The following is a 15,190-nucleotide window of genomic DNA, read 5'->3' as shown; positions in this document are numbered from 1 at the left end:
AGTCGCACCCCTTTTTCCATCGCGGGCGCACAGGGGTTGCCGTTGAACGAACAGACATTGTCCATGCGTCTGGAGCGCGTCGCTGCCCACGTGCCGGCCGGCGCAAGATTGGCTGATATCGGCTCGGACCACGCTTACTTGCCGGTGGCATTGATGCGCCGTGGCCAGATTTGCGCGGCAGTGGCCGGCGAGGTTGCGCTTACACCGTTCCATGCGGCGCAACGCACCGTGACTGAGAACGACCTGCAAACCCGCATCAGCGTGCGCCTGGCCGATGGCCTGGCGGCGATCAAATCTCAGGACGCAATCACCGCCATCACCCTCTGCGGCATGGGCGGCGAAACCATCCGCGACATTTTTGAAAGCGGTAAATCTCACCTCAGCGGCCACGAACGGTTGATCCTGCAACCCAACGGCGGCGAACAACCTCTGCGCCAATGGCTGATGGACAACGGCTACGGCATCGTCTGCGAAGAAGTGCTGCACGAGAACCGCTTCGACTACGAAATTATTGTCGCCGAGCGCGCCGCCGAACCGCTGACCTACAGCGCCAAGGAACTTTTTTTCGGCCCTCTGCACCTGCAGTTACGCAGCCCGGCGTTTTTGCAGAAATGGCAACGCAAACTGCGTCAGCGACAGAAGACGTTGCACCATCTTGCGCGGGCGCAACAGGCGTTGCCGCGGGAGAAAGTGCAGGCGCTCAATCAAGAAGTACATTGGATCCGCGAACTGCTCGCCTGACCGTGCCGCCCTCTCCGCGAGCAGGCTCTCTCACCTTGGCTCGTACTGAATCGTTGATTTCGGCTTTTGCTGAGTTCCCGCTCGATTAGATACACCGCAGAACAAATGAAGTACCTCAGCCCCCGTTTATCAACCTGCCACAACTGCCTAAAGTCCACTCCAACAGCCACCCGCCATCCCGACGGGCCAGCCATTGGAGACATCCCATGCCTTTCATCAACGTACGCATCACCCGCGACGGTGTTACCGGCGCGCAGAAAGCCCAGGTGATCAAGGAAATCACCGAGACCATGGAGCGCGTGCTCAACAAGGATCCGAAGCTCACGCACATCGTCATCGATGAAGTGGACACCGATAACTGGGGTTATGCCGGCATGACCACCACGCAATACCGCAAAGATCTGTCCGACGTTTGAATGCCAATTTCTGAGGAAACCATCATGAGCACATCGAAAAAAGTAGTTGTTATCACCGGCGCCTCGCAAGGCATTGGTGCATGCCTGGTTGAAGCCTTTCGCGCCCTCGGCCATCAAGTGGTCGCCACCTCGCGCTCGATCAAGGAATCCAGCGACCCGGACATCCTGACAGTCGCCGGTGACATCGCCGATCCGCACACCGCCGAGCGGGTGATTAGCGCCGCCGTAGCCCGGTTCGGTCGCGTCGATACGCTGATCAACAATGCCGGTATCTTTCTGGCCAAGCCGTTCACCGGTTACAGCCAGGCAGACTACGCCCAGGTCGTGGCGACCAACATGAGCGGCTTCTTCCACATCTCGCAACTGGCGATCGGCGAAATGGAAAAGCACGGCAGCGGCCACGTTGTCAGTGTGACCACCAGCCTCGTCGATCACGCGATTGATGGCGTGCCGTCGGTACTGGCTTCGCTGACCAAGGGCGGCATCAATGCCGCGACCAGATCCCTGGCCATCGAGTACGCCAAGCGCGGCATTCGGGTTAACGCGGTGTCGCCGGGGATCATCAAAACGCCGATGCACGCCGAAGAAACCCATCAAGCGCTGGGCAACCTGCATCCGATGGGCCACATGGGTGAAATCGACGATGTCGTTCAGGCGATTCTCTACCTGGACAGCGCTAATTTCGTCACCGGCGAGATTCTCCATGTCGATGGCGGTCAGAGCGCCGGCCATTGATCCAGGCCCTGCTGCACCGCCGGTGTGTACCGGCGGTGTCGTTCGTTGTGGTAAACAGAGGATGAACGTCAGTCGATCCTCGGTGCGAGCCACAATGAAACGTCATTTCGAAGATTTGCAGTTAGGCAGTATCGAACTGTTTTGCCTGGCCGCCGAAGCCGGCAGCTTCACCGCTGCCGCGCAATTGGCCGGGGTCACGCCTGCGGCGGTGAGCCGGTCGATTCTGCGTCTTGAACAGCGGCTGGGTTCGCGACTGTTTGCGCGAACCACGCGCAGCATTCGCCTCACCGAAGCCGGTCGTGCCTTTTTCGAACAATGCAGCCAGGCCCTGACCCAACTGGTCGAAGCCCAGCAGCAAGTGATGGGCGCGCAGACCTCACCGTCAGGCCGACTGCGCATCAGCCTGCCGACCACCTATGGGCATCACCGCATCCTGCCGCTGCTGCCGAAGTTTCGCGCGTTGTACCCCGAGGTCACGGTCGACGTTCACTTGGGCAATCGCAACATCGATTTTGTGGAAGAAGGCTACGACCTGGCGATCCGCGTCCGTGCACAACCGGACTCGACCCTGATCGCCCGGCTGCTGGAGGACGCGAGCCTGGTGGTGGTCGCTTCCCCCGAATATCTGCACAAGGCCGGCACCCCGCAGACCCTCGAAGACTTGGTTGAACATGAGTGCATTCAGTTCGAACTGCCCAGCAGTGGCCGGAGGATTTCCTGGCTGTTTCAGGAAAACGGTCAAGACCGGGAAGTGGTCTCGGACGGTGGTTATTCCTGTTCCGACGATGTGCTCGGCGGCGTCACCCTGGCAAAACACGGGGCCGGACTGTTTCAGACTTACCGGTTTATCGTCGAGCAGGAACTGGCGGATGGCCGGCTGATAGAGGTACTGCAGCCGTACGCCGGGCGTTCGCGGCCATACACCTTGCTCTACCCGCACGGCCGTCATGTGCCGCAGCGGGTGCGGGCGTTTTTGGATTTCCTGCTGGGGTTTCGCGAGGAATGGGCGGGCTCTCGAGGATAGGCAACACGCCGGGTTCGGGCAGTTGCGTCAGGCGTGACGCCATCGTTCAACCGGTCTGACGCAGGCGGCTGAGTTCCTTGGACGGCGGGCAGCCGAACTGGCGGTTGTATTCGCGGCTGAACTGCGAGGCGCTTTCATAGCCGACGCGATAACAGGCGCTCGACACGTCCAGCCCTTCATTGATGATCAGCCGGCGCGCTTCCTGCAGGCGCAACTGCTTTTGGTACTGCAACGGGCTCATGGCGGTCACTGCCTTGAAGCGATGGTGCAGCGCCGAATTGCTCAGGTTGGCCACCTGCGCCAGCGCGTCGATGCGCAACGGTTCAGTGAAGTGTTTGTTCAGCCAGTCGATGGCTCGCGTGACCCGGTGCGTCTGCGAATCGCTGACGGCGATTTCATACAGCAAATGGCCGTGCTTGCCGCGCAGCAGCCGGTAATACAGCTCGCGCAACGCCATCGGCGCGAGCATGCCGATGTCGCGCGGGTTGTCGAGCAGGCGTACCAGACGCAGCATGGTGTCGAGCAGGGTCACGTCGATCTTGTCGAGGAACAGGCCGCGTCCGGATTCATGCGGAACACCGGTTGGCGGCGACTCGGCAACCAGTTGCGTCAATTGCGCCGGGTCGAAATCCAGGCGGATGCAGAAGTAAGGTTCGTCAGCCGATGCTGCGATCACTCGACCCGAGACGGGCAGCGTGACCGATACCACCAGATAATTGAGCGGGTCGTACAGAAAACGCTCCTCGCCCAGCCCCACTTCCTTGCGGCCCTGGACGATCAGGCACAGCGCCGGACGGTGCACGACATGCATCAACTCGGACGGGCCATCGAGACGGATTACGTGCAGCGGCGCAATCGCCGTCTCGTACGTACCCGGTGTGTCGAAACGCTGGGCCAGCAAGCGCACCAGCTCGGCGCGGTACACCGCCGTGTCCTGGAGAATGGAAGCGTCATGGTTATCCATGCAAAGGGCCTCGAAAGCAGACAAAGGTTAAACACAGCCGACGACTGCGGATGAAGATTAGCCAGTTTCCAGACTCTTCGGTTAGATCAAAGATGCTGCACATTTGCCTGATTCTGCGACAGCCAGATCGTGGAAAAACCAAGGGAGTGTTTGGGCCACACACCCTTGGCTTTCCGACCCCAGTCAGCCCGCCGTCACGCAGCAGGATTGGGCAAACCCCGTGGAGGAATCGATTAATGACCCGTGGACCCGCGCGCTTAATCTTCTTCCAGGCCCACTCCGGGCACACTGAAGAGGACGATGTCATGCTGAACATTCAAGACAAAGTGATCGTGATTACCGGCGCCAGCAGCGGCATCGGCGAAGCCACCGCACGCCTGCTCGCCAACCGTGGCGCCAAAGTCGTGCTGGGTGCCCGGCGTACCGAGCGTCTGGCGGTGATTGCCGATGAGATCAATGGCGCCGGCGGAGACGTGCAATTCCGGGCGCTCGACGTTACCGATCAGCAGGATGTGCAGCGCTTCATTGATTTCGCCGTCAAGCATTACGGACGGGTCGATGTGCTGGTCAACAACGCCGGCGTGATGCCCCTGTCGCGGCTCGACGCACTGAAAGTCGATGAGTGGAACCGCATGATCGACGTCAACATCCGTGGTGTGCTCCACGGCATTGCCGCCAGCCTTCCTTTGATGCAGCGTCAGCGCGCCGGGCAAATTATCAACATCGCCTCGATCGGCGCCTACGCCGTCAGCCCCACCGCCGCCGTCTACTGCGCGACCAAATACGCCGTGCGGGCGATTTCCGAAGGCTTGCGCCAAGAGGTCGGTGGCGATATCCGCGTCACGGTCATCGCACCGGGAGTGACTGAATCGGAACTGGCCGACAGCATCTCCGACGAAGGTGGCCGCGCCGAGATGAAGTCATTCCGCAAGATCGCCATCCCCGCCGAAGCGATTGCCCGCGCGATCGCCTATGCCGTCGAACAACCGGCTGATGTCGACGTCAGCGAACTGATCGTGCGCCCGACGGCAAGCCCTTACTGAGACCTGTAGTCAATCTGTGGGAGCGAGCCTGCTCGCGAAAGCGGTGGGTCAGGCGACTATGATGTTGAATGTGCCGCCGTCTTCGCGAGCAGGCTCGCTCCCACAGGGAATCGCGGTGCTGTTGACGAAACGGGCTGGCACTCATATCTAACCTAACGCGCGCCCGGCCCGATCAACATGCTTTCAATCTCGGCGCCGGGCATCATCTGCTGTAAGCCCTCAATGAGTTTGTCCCCGGCCTCGGTCAGCGCTTCCAGTGGCATGGCCGGCAGGCTTTCGAGGATGAACCACATGTGCTGCGCCTGGGCATCGAGGCGGGTTCGCACCCCCTGGCGCCAGTTCCAGCGCCGGCAAGTCACGCCCTGATCGTCGCGCCAGACCACTTCGCCGGCGTCCGGAAACTCGTGCGCCGGCATGCCTTCTTTCATCGTATCGAACGGTTCGCTGCCATCGGCCACGACCAGACGTGGCGAGCCGACGTAAGCTTCGGCATTCTCGCCACCGACAGGAATCGCATACTCAAGACTGATGGCGTTGTACAGATCAACCACCGGGTCGATGCTCGGCAAATGGCTGTCGCGCAACACACGCTTGCGCAGCGCTTCAGCCGAACAGGGCGTACGCTGCGGCTTGGCACCGAACTGGCGGAACACATCGGCCCAGGCCTGCAAGTGCGCGGGCGCCCAGTCGGGCCCGCCGGCGGCGACGGCCTGGCAGGCTCTGGCCAGTGCTTCACTGGCCACATGAGCGTCAGTGATGGGCGCGGCTTGCACGACAATACTCAGCGCCCTGAACCCTGGCGCCAATTGCGCAACAGACGGATCGATTGACGGCACGACAGACAGCATCCCAGAATCCCCCTCATACCTGAATTTCCAACGATGCTAGCGATCAATGACCAATAAAGTCAATATATCGACCGAGGCCGGCGCCGACGTCCAGACCGTGAGCGCCGCGGTTTCCCGCACGCTCAAACAGGCACGCAATCAGCAGAACATGACCCTCGATGAACTGTCCCGGCGCTCGGGCGTGAGCAAAGGCATGGTGGTGGAAATCGAGAAAGGCTCGGCCAACCCCAGTATTGCGATCCTGTGCAAGATTGCGGCGGCGCTGGGGTTGTCCGTGGCGGACTTCGTCAATGTGGCCGATACCCCGTCGGCGCATCTGATCGACAGTCAGGACATCCCCACGTTGTGGAAGGGCGAGCTGGGCGGATCGGCGCGACTGCTCGCCGGCACTCGCGGCCCGAACATGCTCGAACTGTGGCGCTGGGAGTTGTCCCCCGGTGAGTCCTTTTCGTCGCCGGGGCATCCGCAGGGCACTACCGAGTTGTTTCACGTAGAGAAAGGCACCTTGCATTTGAAGGTCGGTGAGGCCGAGCTGATTGTAGGACCCGGGTGTTCGGCAGTGGCGCGAACAGATGTGGCGCATGGGTACGCCAACCTTGGCCGGTCGAAACTGGTGTTCACCATGTCGGTGACCGAACTGCATCAGGCGACCCCGCGAATGATTGATATCGGCCCGCCCTGATTCACCACCGGCAAATCAGGAACTTCCGTTGTCAGCAGTCCTGCGTATCCGCAGTGGGGCTTCACTCAGTGTGATGGCGGATGCTCGGTCGATACCGAGTTCGCCGCGTCCACATCTGACATGTCCTCTTCAACAGGCGCCTCATCGTCAGGCGGCAAAGGCACCTCGGGATTTTCACGTTTGGGATCGTTCCCCGTTTCGTTGTCGTTATTGCTCGTCACGGCCTGGTGCGACGGGTTGCCCGGTGCGTTTTCATCAATGTCCATGTCGGTCTCCGATGTGATGCTGCGATGGCTGTCCAAATGTGAAAATGCCCAGGTGTGACAAGTGCCCGGCAAGGGACGAACGGTGAGCGCTACCCTTCGCCCGGCCCGATGGAACTGTGATTTGGCCCAGTTCTCTACAGCAGAACTTACTGCGGAGAATCCGACCATGGACACCTTGGCCACTCGCCTGAAGACCTTTGCCGAACCGCTCCCGGACATCGACAGCGAAGCGTTTGCCGAGCTGTTCGACCGCTACGCTGACGCCCAGGTGGTGCTGATCGGCGAAGCCAGCCACGGCACGCATGAGTTTTATGCGGCACGCGCGGCAATCACCCGACATTTGATCGCCCATCACGGCTTTACCATCGTTGCGGTTGAGGCTGACTGGCCAGACGCCGATCAGATTGATCGCCATGTGCGTGACAGGCGCAAGGCGAGCCGGCACGACACGGCGTTCTCGCGCTTCCCGACCTGGATGTGGCGCAACACCGACGTGCAGGCGTTCACCCGTTGGCTGCACGAACACAACCGCACCCAGGCGCCGACCCAGCGCGTGGAATTTCGCGGGCTGGACGTCTACAGCCTGCGCAGTTCGATCCGTGAAGTGCTCGGCTATTTGCAGGAAGCCGACCCGGCAATGGCCCGTGAAGCACAACAGCGTTACGCCTGCCTGACGCCTTGGCACGATGACCCCGCCCTGTACGGCCACTTCACCGAAGTCGGTGGCATGGACACCTGTGAAAGCGCCGTGCTCGAACAGTTGCAAGCGCTGTTGAGCCAGCGCTTGAGCCTGATCGAAAACGATGGCGAGGCGCTATTCAACGCCACCCAGAATGCCCGCGTGGTGCATGCTGCCGAGCAGTATTACCGAGCGATGTATCGCGGCAGCCGGGAATCGTGGAATCTGCGCGACCGGCATATGTTCGAGACGCTTCAAACCTTGCGCACACGCCAGGCATCCGATGCCAAAGTGATTGTCTGGGCGCACAACTCCCACATCGGCGATGCACGGGCGACACAAATGGGCAACAGCGGCCAACTGACGCTCGGTCAGCTGTGCCGCGAGGAGTTTGCTGAACAGGCCGTGCTGATCGGTATGGGCACTGACCGCGGCACCGTTGCCGCCGCCGACGATTGGGACGCGCCCATGCGTATCAAGAAGGTCGTACCGGCGTTGCCGCGCAGCTGGGAACGCGCCTTTGCCGAGGCCGAGTGTCCGCAAGCGCTTTACGACTGGCGCGACGCGGACAATATCGAGCTGCGCGAAACGCTGGCCGGTCGGCAACTGGAACGCGCCATCGGGGTGATTTACCGACCACAGACTGAACGGCAAAGCCATTACTTCGACGCCACACTCAGCGAGCAATTCGACGCCTGGCTGTGGTTCGCCGAGACCACCGCCATTACCCCGCTGCCCACCGAACAACCAACGAGCCACGAGGAAGATACCTTCCCGTTCGGGCTTTGATGCTGTTTGTTCGGAACGCAAAAAGCCTGCTGTTGAAAGCAGGCTTTTTGCTGGCGGTGGGTGGACTTATTTTTGCTGCGTCAGCGCCGAGTAGCTGTTCATCAAGTTGCGGTAGTTCGGGATCCGCTGCGACAGCAGATTGCCCAGGCCTTCGATGTCGTTGCGCCAGTCGCGGTGCAACTCGCAGGCCACCGAGAACCAGTTCATCATTTGTGCGCCGGCCTGGGTCATGCGACTCCACGCGGCTTGCTGCACGGTGGTGTTGAAGGTGCCGGAGGCGTCGGTCACCACGAACACATCAAAACCTTCCGCCAGTGCTGACAGCGTCGGGAACGCTACGCACACATCGGTGACCACCCCGGCGATGATGATCTGCTTGCGGCCGGTGGCTTTGATCGCCTTGACGAAGTCTTCGTTGTCCCAGGCATTGATCTGGCCAGGGCGAGCAATGTAAGGCGCGTCCGGGAACATTTCTTTCAATTCCGGCACCAGCGGGCCATTCGGGCCTTGTTCGAAGCTGGTGGTGAGGATCGTCGGCAGGTTGAAGAACTTGGCCAGGTCAGCCAGGGCCAGCACGTTGTTCTTGAACTCGTTCGGCGAGAAGTCCTGAACCAGCGAGATCAGACCGGTCTGGTGATCAACCAGCAGCACGATGGCGTCGTCTTTGTTCAGGCGGTTGTAAGTTGGAGTGGTCATGGTGTGCGTCCCTTTTCAATTGTCTGAAAGTTGTTGTTGCGTTCAAGTTGGGTACAGATTACTGACGCACACCAAAAGGATAAATCGCCTGAAAAGCGTTTCACTGTCCACTTGAACGGGACAATCCGCCTCAGTCATAAAACGGCTCGACCAGCGCCCGGCTGCCAACGAAGAAACTGTCAGCCACCAGGCGCAGCGGCTGCAGGTCAAGATCGCTGGTTTTGTCGCCGATCAATTGCTGGAAGTGGCGATACACCGCTGCGTACTCGCCCTCCTCCGACACCGATTGGCGCACGCCGTCGATGCTCAACAACGCACCGCCGTTGTCCAGACGCAGGACGCCTTCGGCACAGCGAATCTCGATGCTCCAGAGTTCATCGTGGCCGTGATCAAAATCGAACTCCGCACGAACGTCCAGCTGACGTGCGTCAGACATTTTGATCGACGCGGCGATCGGCGACTGGCAGTTGCTCGGCACGCGCAGTTCGGCGGCTTCGACAAACAGCGGCAGCGCCAGCAGATGCGTCACAATCGACAAGGCGTTGATGCCTGGGTCGAAAACGCCCAGGCCGCCCGGTTGCCAGATCCAGGCCTGACCGGGATGCCACTTGCGCACGTCTTCCTTCCAGTCGATCTGCACGCTTTGCAGGGTGCGGCTCGCCAGCCAGTCACGGGCGGCGGCAATGCCCGGTGCGTAACGCGAGTGCCAGGCGAACAAAGCGCTGACGCCTTGTTCGGCGACTTGATCGACCAGGGCCATGGCTTCGCCCAATGTCGCACAGGGCGGCTTTTCCACCAGCACGTGCTTGCCGGCCGCCAACGCCTGTTGCACCAGCGCGAAGCGCCCTTGTGGCGGCGTGCAGAACGCAATTGCGTCGACAGTCGGGCCGTTTTCGAGCAGTTCGCCCAGCGACTGGAAGTTCTCCACCCCGGCGCAAGGTTTGCCCTGGGTTGCGACCGCCACCAACTGGAACGCCGGGTTGGCGAGGATGGCGGGAACGTGTTGATCCTGGGCGATCTTGCCGTAGCCCACCAGGCCGAGACGAATCGGTTGCATTACAGACTCCTGTTGTTGTTTTGGTCTTTGCAGCGCAGCGGCAAGAGTACGTGTTTCTGCGCTCGCCTCCAATCGTCATACTATTTAAATCAAAGTTTGGTCGCGGCGAACGCATGGCTTATTCGTCATTTCTTCTTACACCTTTTGTCGTCCAATCCCGCACCGCGCGGCGATCGGCAGCCGGCGATCAGCCTCAGTTTGCTATCATGCGGCGCTTTTACGGTTAACCCCTCGCCAGTCCTGCCGACTGGCGGGCTGCAAAAGGCGGTATTAGATGACGGCTTTGTTGACTCGCCGCAAGGTACTTGCGGGAATGGGCGTGCTCGGGCTCGGCCTGCTCGCCGGTTGCGACACACGTGGCCAACTGTCGTACAAGTACGGCAAGGATCTAAGCGACAAGATCCTCGGACGCACCTTCAAGCTGAAGAATCCCGAAGGCGAAACCATGTCGCTGTCGAGCTTTCGCGGCATGATGCCGATGATTTTCTTTGGCTTCACCCAATGCCCGGCAGTCTGCCCCACAACCCTGGCCCGCGCCGCTCAGATCAAGAAACTGATGGGCCGTGATGGCGACCGTTTGCAAGTGGTGTTCATCACCCTTGACCCGGAACGCGACACGCCGCAGATCCTCGACGCGTACGTCAAAGCCTTCGACCCGAGCTTCGTCGCGCTGTATGGCACGCTCGAAGAGACCAAGGCCACCGCCAAGGAATTCGACGTGTTCTATGAGAAAGTCCCGGCCGGCGACACCTACACCATCTCCCATACATCCACCAGCTATGTCTACGACTCGCGTGGTGAGTTGCGCCTGGGCCTGTCCACTTCGCTGACAGCCCAAGAGTGCACGGAAGATTTGCTTACTGTTATGGAGGTCTGCTGATGCATCCCGTTCTGAATCACATCAAACGCACCGTGTGTGCCCTGTCGCTGCTCGGCCTGGCCTTTCAGGTTTCGGCGCAGACCAAAGTCGACGACGCCTGGGTGCGCGCAACCGTGCCGACCCAGTCCGCCAGCGGCGCTTTCATGACGGTCACCGCCGATACAGACAGCAAGCTGCTCAGCGTCGCCTCGCCAATGGCCAAAGACGTACAGATCCATGAAATGACCATGAAAAACGACGTCATGAGCATGGGCCCGGTGAAATCGGTTGACCTGCCTGCCGGTAAAACCGTGAGCTTCGACCCGAACGGCTACCACGTCATGCTGATGGGCCTGACCGGCCAGTTGAAGGAAGGCGACAGCGTGCCGCTGACCCTGACCGTGGAAAACGCCAAGGGCGAGAAAGAAACCATCGAGGTCAAGGCGCCGGTTCGCTCGCTGACCAACATGGGCGGTCACGATCACAGCAAGATGCATTGATCGCTGACTGAAACACCCTCTGCCCGAAAAACGGGGCGGCTTGATCGATGATCGGGCCGCCCCGTTTTTTACTGGGCGCAGGAAAGACCACAACCTGATCAAGCCTGTCATTGCTGGGGATTGAACCGCCGTGACTGGAGTAGTTTTGTAATTCGCAATCGCGAAACCTGTGGGAGCTGGCTGGCCAGCGAAGGCATCGGGTCAGTCGATTTCAGTCTCCTGCCGATAGTCTCCTCAACTCCCCGAACCACCATGCGCCTCTTCAAAGAAATAATCTTTCCAGCTCGCCGCCTTGTTTTTCAACACACCCAGTTCCTGCAATTTCTCGGCGTAGATGAACGTGCGTTGCGGTACGACGGTGAAGTCGATTTCCGGGTCTTTGACGATTTGCTCGACCAGGGCCAGCGGCAGTTTCGATTGCTCTACACGGATGTAGGCTTGGGCGGCGGCGGGTTTGTCGGCTTTGATGATGTTCTCCGCTTCCGCCAGTGCGTCATAGAAAGCTTTGTAGGTTTTCGGGTTTTCGTCGTGGAATTTTTCCGTGGTGTACAGCACGTTGAACGTGGCTGGGCCGCCGAGAATGTCGTAGGAGCTCAGCACTTTGTGCACGTTCGGGTTTTGCAGGGCCTGGTACTGGAATGGCGGGCTGGAGAAATGTGAATTGATTTCCGAGCCACCGGCGATCAGCGCAGCGGTCGCGTCCGGGTGTGGCAGGCTGACCGAGATGTTATCGAATTTCTTGAACTGGTCGTCGCCGAATTCCTTCGCGGTTTCGATCTGCAAGGTGCGCGACTGGAAACCTACACCGGCGGCCGGCACGGCGATGCGGTCCTTTTCACTGAAGTCCTTGAGGGCTTTGATGTTCGGGTTGTTGGTCAGCAGATAATTGGGCATCGAACCCAGCGCGGCGATGGCTTTGACATTCTGCTTGCCCTTGGTGCGATCCCACACGGTGAGCATCGGCGGCACGCCCGCCGAAACGACATCCAGCGCGCCGGTCAGCAGTGCTTCATTCATCGCGGTGGCGCCGGAAATGCTGTTCCAGTCGACCTGGATGTCCAGGCCCTGCGCCTTGCCGTGTTTCTCGATGAGTTGTTGGTCGCGCACCACATCGAGGATCAAGTAACCGATACCAAATTGCTGGGCGATGCTGATCTTGCCTTCAGCCTGGGCAGCGCTGCTGAACAGTGCGCCCGCTGCCAGGGTGGCGGCCAACAGAGTCAGCGCAGAACGTTTGAACGGAGTGACCATGACAACCTCGCAGCATGGGATGGGCTTAAAGGCCTGACTTTAGAGCTATAAAAAACATAAATTAAATATCTTTATCGCATATCGATAGCACTGAGCGATTTGATGTCTGCTGAGTAAATTTTTGAGCGGTGGAGATACCTACAACAGTCTGAAACAAAAAACTGCCCCTTCTGGAAAACGGCTTTAAGGCTCGAAACCCCGTCCGCTATGGGCGCGCGAAATTTCAGTGATCGCCAGCCGCAGGTTTAAAAAGCCGATCAGCCCTCCTACCCTTGGTATCATCACCCACACTTTTTTGACCCTTTCATGACATGCAGGCCTTTTTTGTGAGCGCTCTTTTCAACTGGCTGCGGCGGCCGAACGCCCGCCTGCTTTCCCTGATCTTCCTGACATTGATCGTGCCGGTGTGCGTGCGCGCGGCCCTGGGTTGGTCGACACCGCTGGGCTTCCTGTCGGATCTGGCCGTCGGCAGTCTGCTGGTAGCCGTGCTGCATCGCCGCGCGTGGTGGCTGGCCTTGCCGGTGCTGTTGTTCTGGGCGCTGCTGGCGATCGCGACAGTAGAATTGGTCAGCGCCGTCGGCCGCCTGCCGACGCCATCCGACATCCATTATCTGATCGATCCGCAGTTTGTGGAGAACTCCACGGGGGGCGGACTTGCGCACCCTGCCCTGGCCATCGCGTTATTGACGGCAGTAGTTTTCTGGCTGCTGACCCAGTTCATGGGTCGGCGCCTGTCTCGCCAGGCTCTGCCGCGCGCTGTCTGGGCCGCGCCGATAGTGCTGTTCGCAGCGCATTGGGGCGCGCAGAACCTCTGGCCGAACGACGGCGACGCCTGGCGCCTGTACAACCTGCCGCATCAACTGCTCGCCAGCGAAGTCGCCGATCTGCACATCCAGGCCGAGGAATGGCTGGACGGTGATACCGAAGAACCGACGCCGGCCATGGCCGGACTCACCGATGTCGATCTCAATGGCCAGAAACTGCTGGCCGCGCCGGGTCAGGCGCGCAATGTGTTGATCATCGCGCTGGAAGGCATTCCCGGCGCCTACATCCGCGCCAACCGGGAGGCGATCGGCAGTCACTATCAGGAAGACCTGATGCCCAACCTCAGTCGCTGGGCCGAGCGCGGCATGAACACCCCGGATTACGTGCTGCACACCCACCAGACCATTCGTGGTTTGTACGCCATGCTCTGCGGTGATTACGACAAGCTCAACAACGGCACCCCCAAAGGCGTGGAAATGCTCACCCTGACAGAGCGCAATCAGGCCTGCCTGCCGGCACAACTGCGCGAGCACGGCTTCAGCACCCACTATCTGCAGGGCGCCGGCCTGCGCTTCATGGCCAAAGACAAGATCATGCCGCACATCGGTTTCGATGCGACCCATGGCCTGGAATGGTTCAGCAACGTCAACTATCTGGAATTTCCGTGGGGCAAGGATGACAAGGCCTTTTTCGAAGGTGCGCTGGATTATGTCGGCCAACTGAAAAAGCAAAAGCAGCCGTGGATGTTGACCCTGCTGACCGTCGGCACCCACCAGCCCTACTCCGCGCCGGACGACTATCTGGAACGTTATGAAACGCCCAAGCAGGCCGCCGTCGGCTACCTCGACGATGCGCTGGACCAGTTTCTGTCAGGGCTTGAACGTCAGGGCGTCCTGAAGGACACCCTGGTGGTGATCACTTCGGATGAGTCCCATGGCATCGACGGCGTACGCCTGGCTTCTTCCTGGGGTTTCAACCTGACCCTGGCGCCGGAGCAGGCGCAATTGCCACGGCTCAATGCCGGGGTCTATGGTCATGTCGATCTGAGCACCTCGATTCTCGACTACTTCGACCTGCCGGTCCCGACTGCACTGAGCGGTCGTTCGCTGTTCCGTGACTACGATTCCGGGCGCGAGATCATGTCATTCACCAACGGCAAGCTGCGCTACCACAACGGTCAGGGCATCTTCTCCGAGTGCGATATGCCGCGCCGCTGCCGCTATTACGAAAGCGCCGGTTTCATCGCCGAAAGCGCCCACTACAAAGGCAAATACAGCGGTCATCCGGCCCGGCAGATTGCCGCACGGGCCGATGCGCTGGACCTCTCGTTGCTGCGCACGTCGCTCAATCACCGCTATCAGTTCGGCAGCACCAACATCATCCCGCTGCAAGCGCAGATCAAGGATGACTGGGCCGACAACCTGATCGGCGCCCAGTACCTGGAAATGCCCAAAGGCTCGCATACGCGCGTGCGCCTGACCGTTCGCTCGGTCGATCCGCAGCAGGCGGCGTACATTCAGCTCAAGGCCAAAGAGTTCGAACAGGACGTGCAACTGGGCCTGCCGGCGGAAATGGTCGCCACGGCAGATCAGCCGCTGGAGATGGATTTCAGCTTCGACAACCCGCAGCCTCGCAAGGCGTTTTCGTTCCATTTGCTGGGCTATGGCAACGGTGCGGTTGAAGTGACGGACTTCAGCGTGATTACCGAACTACCGGGCCAGGACGACATTCTTGATGACGTGCCCGAGGACGACACCGCTCAGTCCAGCTAGCACAACATTCCCCTAGAGCTGCCGAAGGCTCGGGCCTACACGTGCGATGAAAGAGTTTGCCTATCGGTATCCAATAGTCGGGCTATTAGCCGACTCGCCAACT

At 60.1% G+C, this 15,190-nt stretch carries 16 protein-coding genes; 10 read left to right on the top strand and 6 right to left on the bottom strand.

All coding sequences use genetic code 11. From position 1 onward, the window contains the following. Positions 1-42: 42 nt before the first annotated feature. The 4 genes from HU727_RS02595 (at position 43) to HU727_RS02580 (ending at position 2,916) form a co-directional block, all read left to right on the top strand. Positions 43-741, top strand: coding sequence for a tRNA (adenine(22)-N(1))-methyltransferase (locus HU727_RS02595; RefSeq protein ID WP_302471920.1), 699 nt, complete (start codon positions 43-45; stop codon positions 739-741). Between the two features lie 206 nt (positions 742-947). Continuing rightward, a complete protein-coding gene (locus HU727_RS02590) occupies positions 948-1,157 on the top strand; it encodes a tautomerase family protein (protein WP_186528133.1) in 210 nt (69 codons plus the stop codon). Positions 1,158-1,181: 24 nt separating this feature from the next. Then, positions 1,182-1,892 (top strand): SDR family NAD(P)-dependent oxidoreductase, encoded by a 711-nt coding sequence (locus HU727_RS02585; RefSeq protein WP_186528132.1) that lies wholly within the window; start codon positions 1,182-1,184, stop codon positions 1,890-1,892. Between the two features lie 94 nt (positions 1,893-1,986). After that, on the top strand, positions 1,987-2,916 hold the full coding sequence (locus tag HU727_RS02580) for a LysR family transcriptional regulator (RefSeq protein ID WP_186528131.1): 930 nt from the start codon (positions 1,987-1,989) through the stop codon (positions 2,914-2,916). Between the two features lie 46 nt (positions 2,917-2,962). Here HU727_RS02580 and HU727_RS02575 read toward each other — a convergent pair whose 3' ends face one another. Next, the gene (locus HU727_RS02575; protein WP_186528130.1) at positions 2,963-3,880 is read right to left on the bottom strand and encodes an AraC family transcriptional regulator; all 918 of its coding nucleotides are present in this window, start codon (positions 3,878-3,880) and stop codon (positions 2,963-2,965) included. Between the two features lie 305 nt (positions 3,881-4,185). Between HU727_RS02575 and HU727_RS02570 the strand changes: the two genes are divergently transcribed. Further along, positions 4,186-4,923 (top strand): SDR family oxidoreductase, encoded by a 738-nt coding sequence (locus tag HU727_RS02570; protein WP_186529207.1) that lies wholly within the window; start codon positions 4,186-4,188, stop codon positions 4,921-4,923. A 152-nt stretch (positions 4,924-5,075) separates the two neighbouring features. On the opposite strand, the gene HU727_RS02565 is transcribed toward HU727_RS02570, so the two are convergent. Continuing rightward, entirely contained in the window at positions 5,076-5,771 is a 696-nt protein-coding gene (locus HU727_RS02565) for a B3/B4 domain-containing protein (protein WP_186528129.1), read from the bottom strand. 46 nt (positions 5,772-5,817) lie between these two features. Between HU727_RS02565 and HU727_RS02560 the strand changes: the two genes are divergently transcribed. Beyond that, positions 5,818-6,453, top strand: coding sequence for a helix-turn-helix domain-containing protein (locus tag HU727_RS02560; RefSeq protein WP_186528128.1), 636 nt, complete (start codon positions 5,818-5,820; stop codon positions 6,451-6,453). Positions 6,454-6,518: 65 nt separating this feature from the next. On the opposite strand, the gene HU727_RS02555 is transcribed toward HU727_RS02560, so the two are convergent. Continuing rightward, a complete protein-coding gene (locus tag HU727_RS02555) occupies positions 6,519-6,719 on the bottom strand; it encodes a hypothetical protein (protein WP_186528127.1) in 201 nt (66 codons plus the stop codon). Between the two features lie 166 nt (positions 6,720-6,885). On the opposite strand from HU727_RS02555, the gene HU727_RS02550 reads away from it, so the two are divergent. Beyond that, positions 6,886-8,187 carry an erythromycin esterase family protein gene (locus HU727_RS02550; RefSeq protein ID WP_186528126.1) on the top strand — a complete coding sequence of 434 codons (1,302 nt, stop codon included), beginning with the start codon at positions 6,886-6,888 and terminating at the stop codon, positions 8,185-8,187. Positions 8,188-8,253: 66 nt separating this feature from the next. On the opposite strand, the gene ycaC is transcribed toward HU727_RS02550, so the two are convergent. Then, positions 8,254-8,883 (bottom strand): isochorismate family cysteine hydrolase YcaC, encoded by a 630-nt coding sequence (gene ycaC / locus HU727_RS02545; RefSeq protein ID WP_186528125.1) that lies wholly within the window; start codon positions 8,881-8,883, stop codon positions 8,254-8,256. Positions 8,884-9,013: 130 nt separating this feature from the next. Then, complete coding sequence (locus HU727_RS02540) at positions 9,014-9,940, bottom strand: Gfo/Idh/MocA family protein (protein WP_186528124.1); 927 nt, start codon at positions 9,938-9,940, stop codon at positions 9,014-9,016. A 274-nt stretch (positions 9,941-10,214) separates the two neighbouring features. Here HU727_RS02540 and HU727_RS02535 point away from each other — a divergent pair, with 274 nt between their 5' ends. Both HU727_RS02535 and HU727_RS02530 read left to right on the top strand, forming a co-directional pair. Beyond that, positions 10,215-10,820: an SCO family protein gene (locus HU727_RS02535; RefSeq protein ID WP_016774221.1), complete on the top strand. Its 606-nt coding sequence runs from the start codon at positions 10,215-10,217 to the stop codon at positions 10,818-10,820. Beyond that, entirely contained in the window at positions 10,820-11,299 is a 480-nt protein-coding gene (locus tag HU727_RS02530; RefSeq protein WP_186528123.1) for a copper chaperone PCu(A)C, read from the top strand. The genes HU727_RS02535 and HU727_RS02530 overlap by 1 nt, the downstream gene beginning before the upstream one ends. Positions 11,300-11,533: 234 nt before the next feature. Here the strand turns inward: HU727_RS02530 and HU727_RS02525 are convergent, their stop codons facing one another. Beyond that, positions 11,534-12,550, bottom strand: a complete 1,017-nt coding sequence (locus HU727_RS02525; protein WP_186528122.1) for an ABC transporter substrate-binding protein — start codon at positions 12,548-12,550, stop codon at positions 11,534-11,536. Positions 12,551-12,876: 326 nt separating this feature from the next. Here HU727_RS02525 and HU727_RS02520 point away from each other — a divergent pair, with 326 nt between their 5' ends. After that, a complete protein-coding gene (locus tag HU727_RS02520; RefSeq protein WP_186528121.1) occupies positions 12,877-15,087 on the top strand; it encodes an LTA synthase family protein in 2,211 nt (736 codons plus the stop codon). Positions 15,088-15,190 lie beyond the last annotated feature (103 nt).

Origin of the sequence: Pseudomonas khorasanensis (genome assembly GCF_014268505.2) — a bacterium.
GTDB lineage: Bacteria > Pseudomonadota > Gammaproteobacteria > Pseudomonadales > Pseudomonadaceae > Aquipseudomonas > Aquipseudomonas khorasanensis.
This window is presented reverse-complemented; position numbering and strand designations above follow the sequence as displayed.

Bases quoted from the DNA above. Each gene is read 5' to 3' on its own strand.
- HU727_RS02590 (WP_186528133.1), top strand. From the start codon at position 948: ATGCCTTTCATCAACGTACGCATCACCCGCGACGGTGTTACCGGCGCG.
- HU727_RS02585 (WP_186528132.1), top strand. From the start codon at position 1,182: ATGAGCACATCGAAAAAAGTAGTTGTTATCACCGGCGCCTCGCAAGGC.
- HU727_RS02580 (WP_186528131.1), top strand. From the start codon at position 1,987: ATGAAACGTCATTTCGAAGATTTGCAGTTAGGCAGTATCGAACTGTTT.
- HU727_RS02575 (WP_186528130.1), bottom strand. From the start codon at position 3,880: ATGGATAACCATGACGCTTCCATTCTCCAGGACACGGCGGTGTACCGC.
- HU727_RS02570 (WP_186529207.1), top strand. From the start codon at position 4,186: ATGCTGAACATTCAAGACAAAGTGATCGTGATTACCGGCGCCAGCAGC.
- HU727_RS02565 (WP_186528129.1), bottom strand. From the start codon at position 5,771: ATGCTGTCTGTCGTGCCGTCAATCGATCCGTCTGTTGCGCAATTGGCG.
- HU727_RS02560 (WP_186528128.1), top strand. From the start codon at position 5,818: ATGACCAATAAAGTCAATATATCGACCGAGGCCGGCGCCGACGTCCAG.
- HU727_RS02555 (WP_186528127.1), bottom strand. From the start codon at position 6,719: ATGGACATTGATGAAAACGCACCGGGCAACCCGTCGCACCAGGCCGTG.
- HU727_RS02550 (WP_186528126.1), top strand. From the start codon at position 6,886: ATGGACACCTTGGCCACTCGCCTGAAGACCTTTGCCGAACCGCTCCCG.
- ycaC (WP_186528125.1), bottom strand. From the start codon at position 8,883: ATGACCACTCCAACTTACAACCGCCTGAACAAAGACGACGCCATCGTG.
- HU727_RS02540 (WP_186528124.1), bottom strand. From the start codon at position 9,940: ATGCAACCGATTCGTCTCGGCCTGGTGGGCTACGGCAAGATCGCCCAG.
- HU727_RS02535 (WP_016774221.1), top strand. From the start codon at position 10,215: ATGACGGCTTTGTTGACTCGCCGCAAGGTACTTGCGGGAATGGGCGTG.
- HU727_RS02530 (WP_186528123.1), top strand. From the start codon at position 10,820: ATGCATCCCGTTCTGAATCACATCAAACGCACCGTGTGTGCCCTGTCG.
- HU727_RS02525 (WP_186528122.1), bottom strand. From the start codon at position 12,550: ATGGTCACTCCGTTCAAACGTTCTGCGCTGACTCTGTTGGCCGCCACC.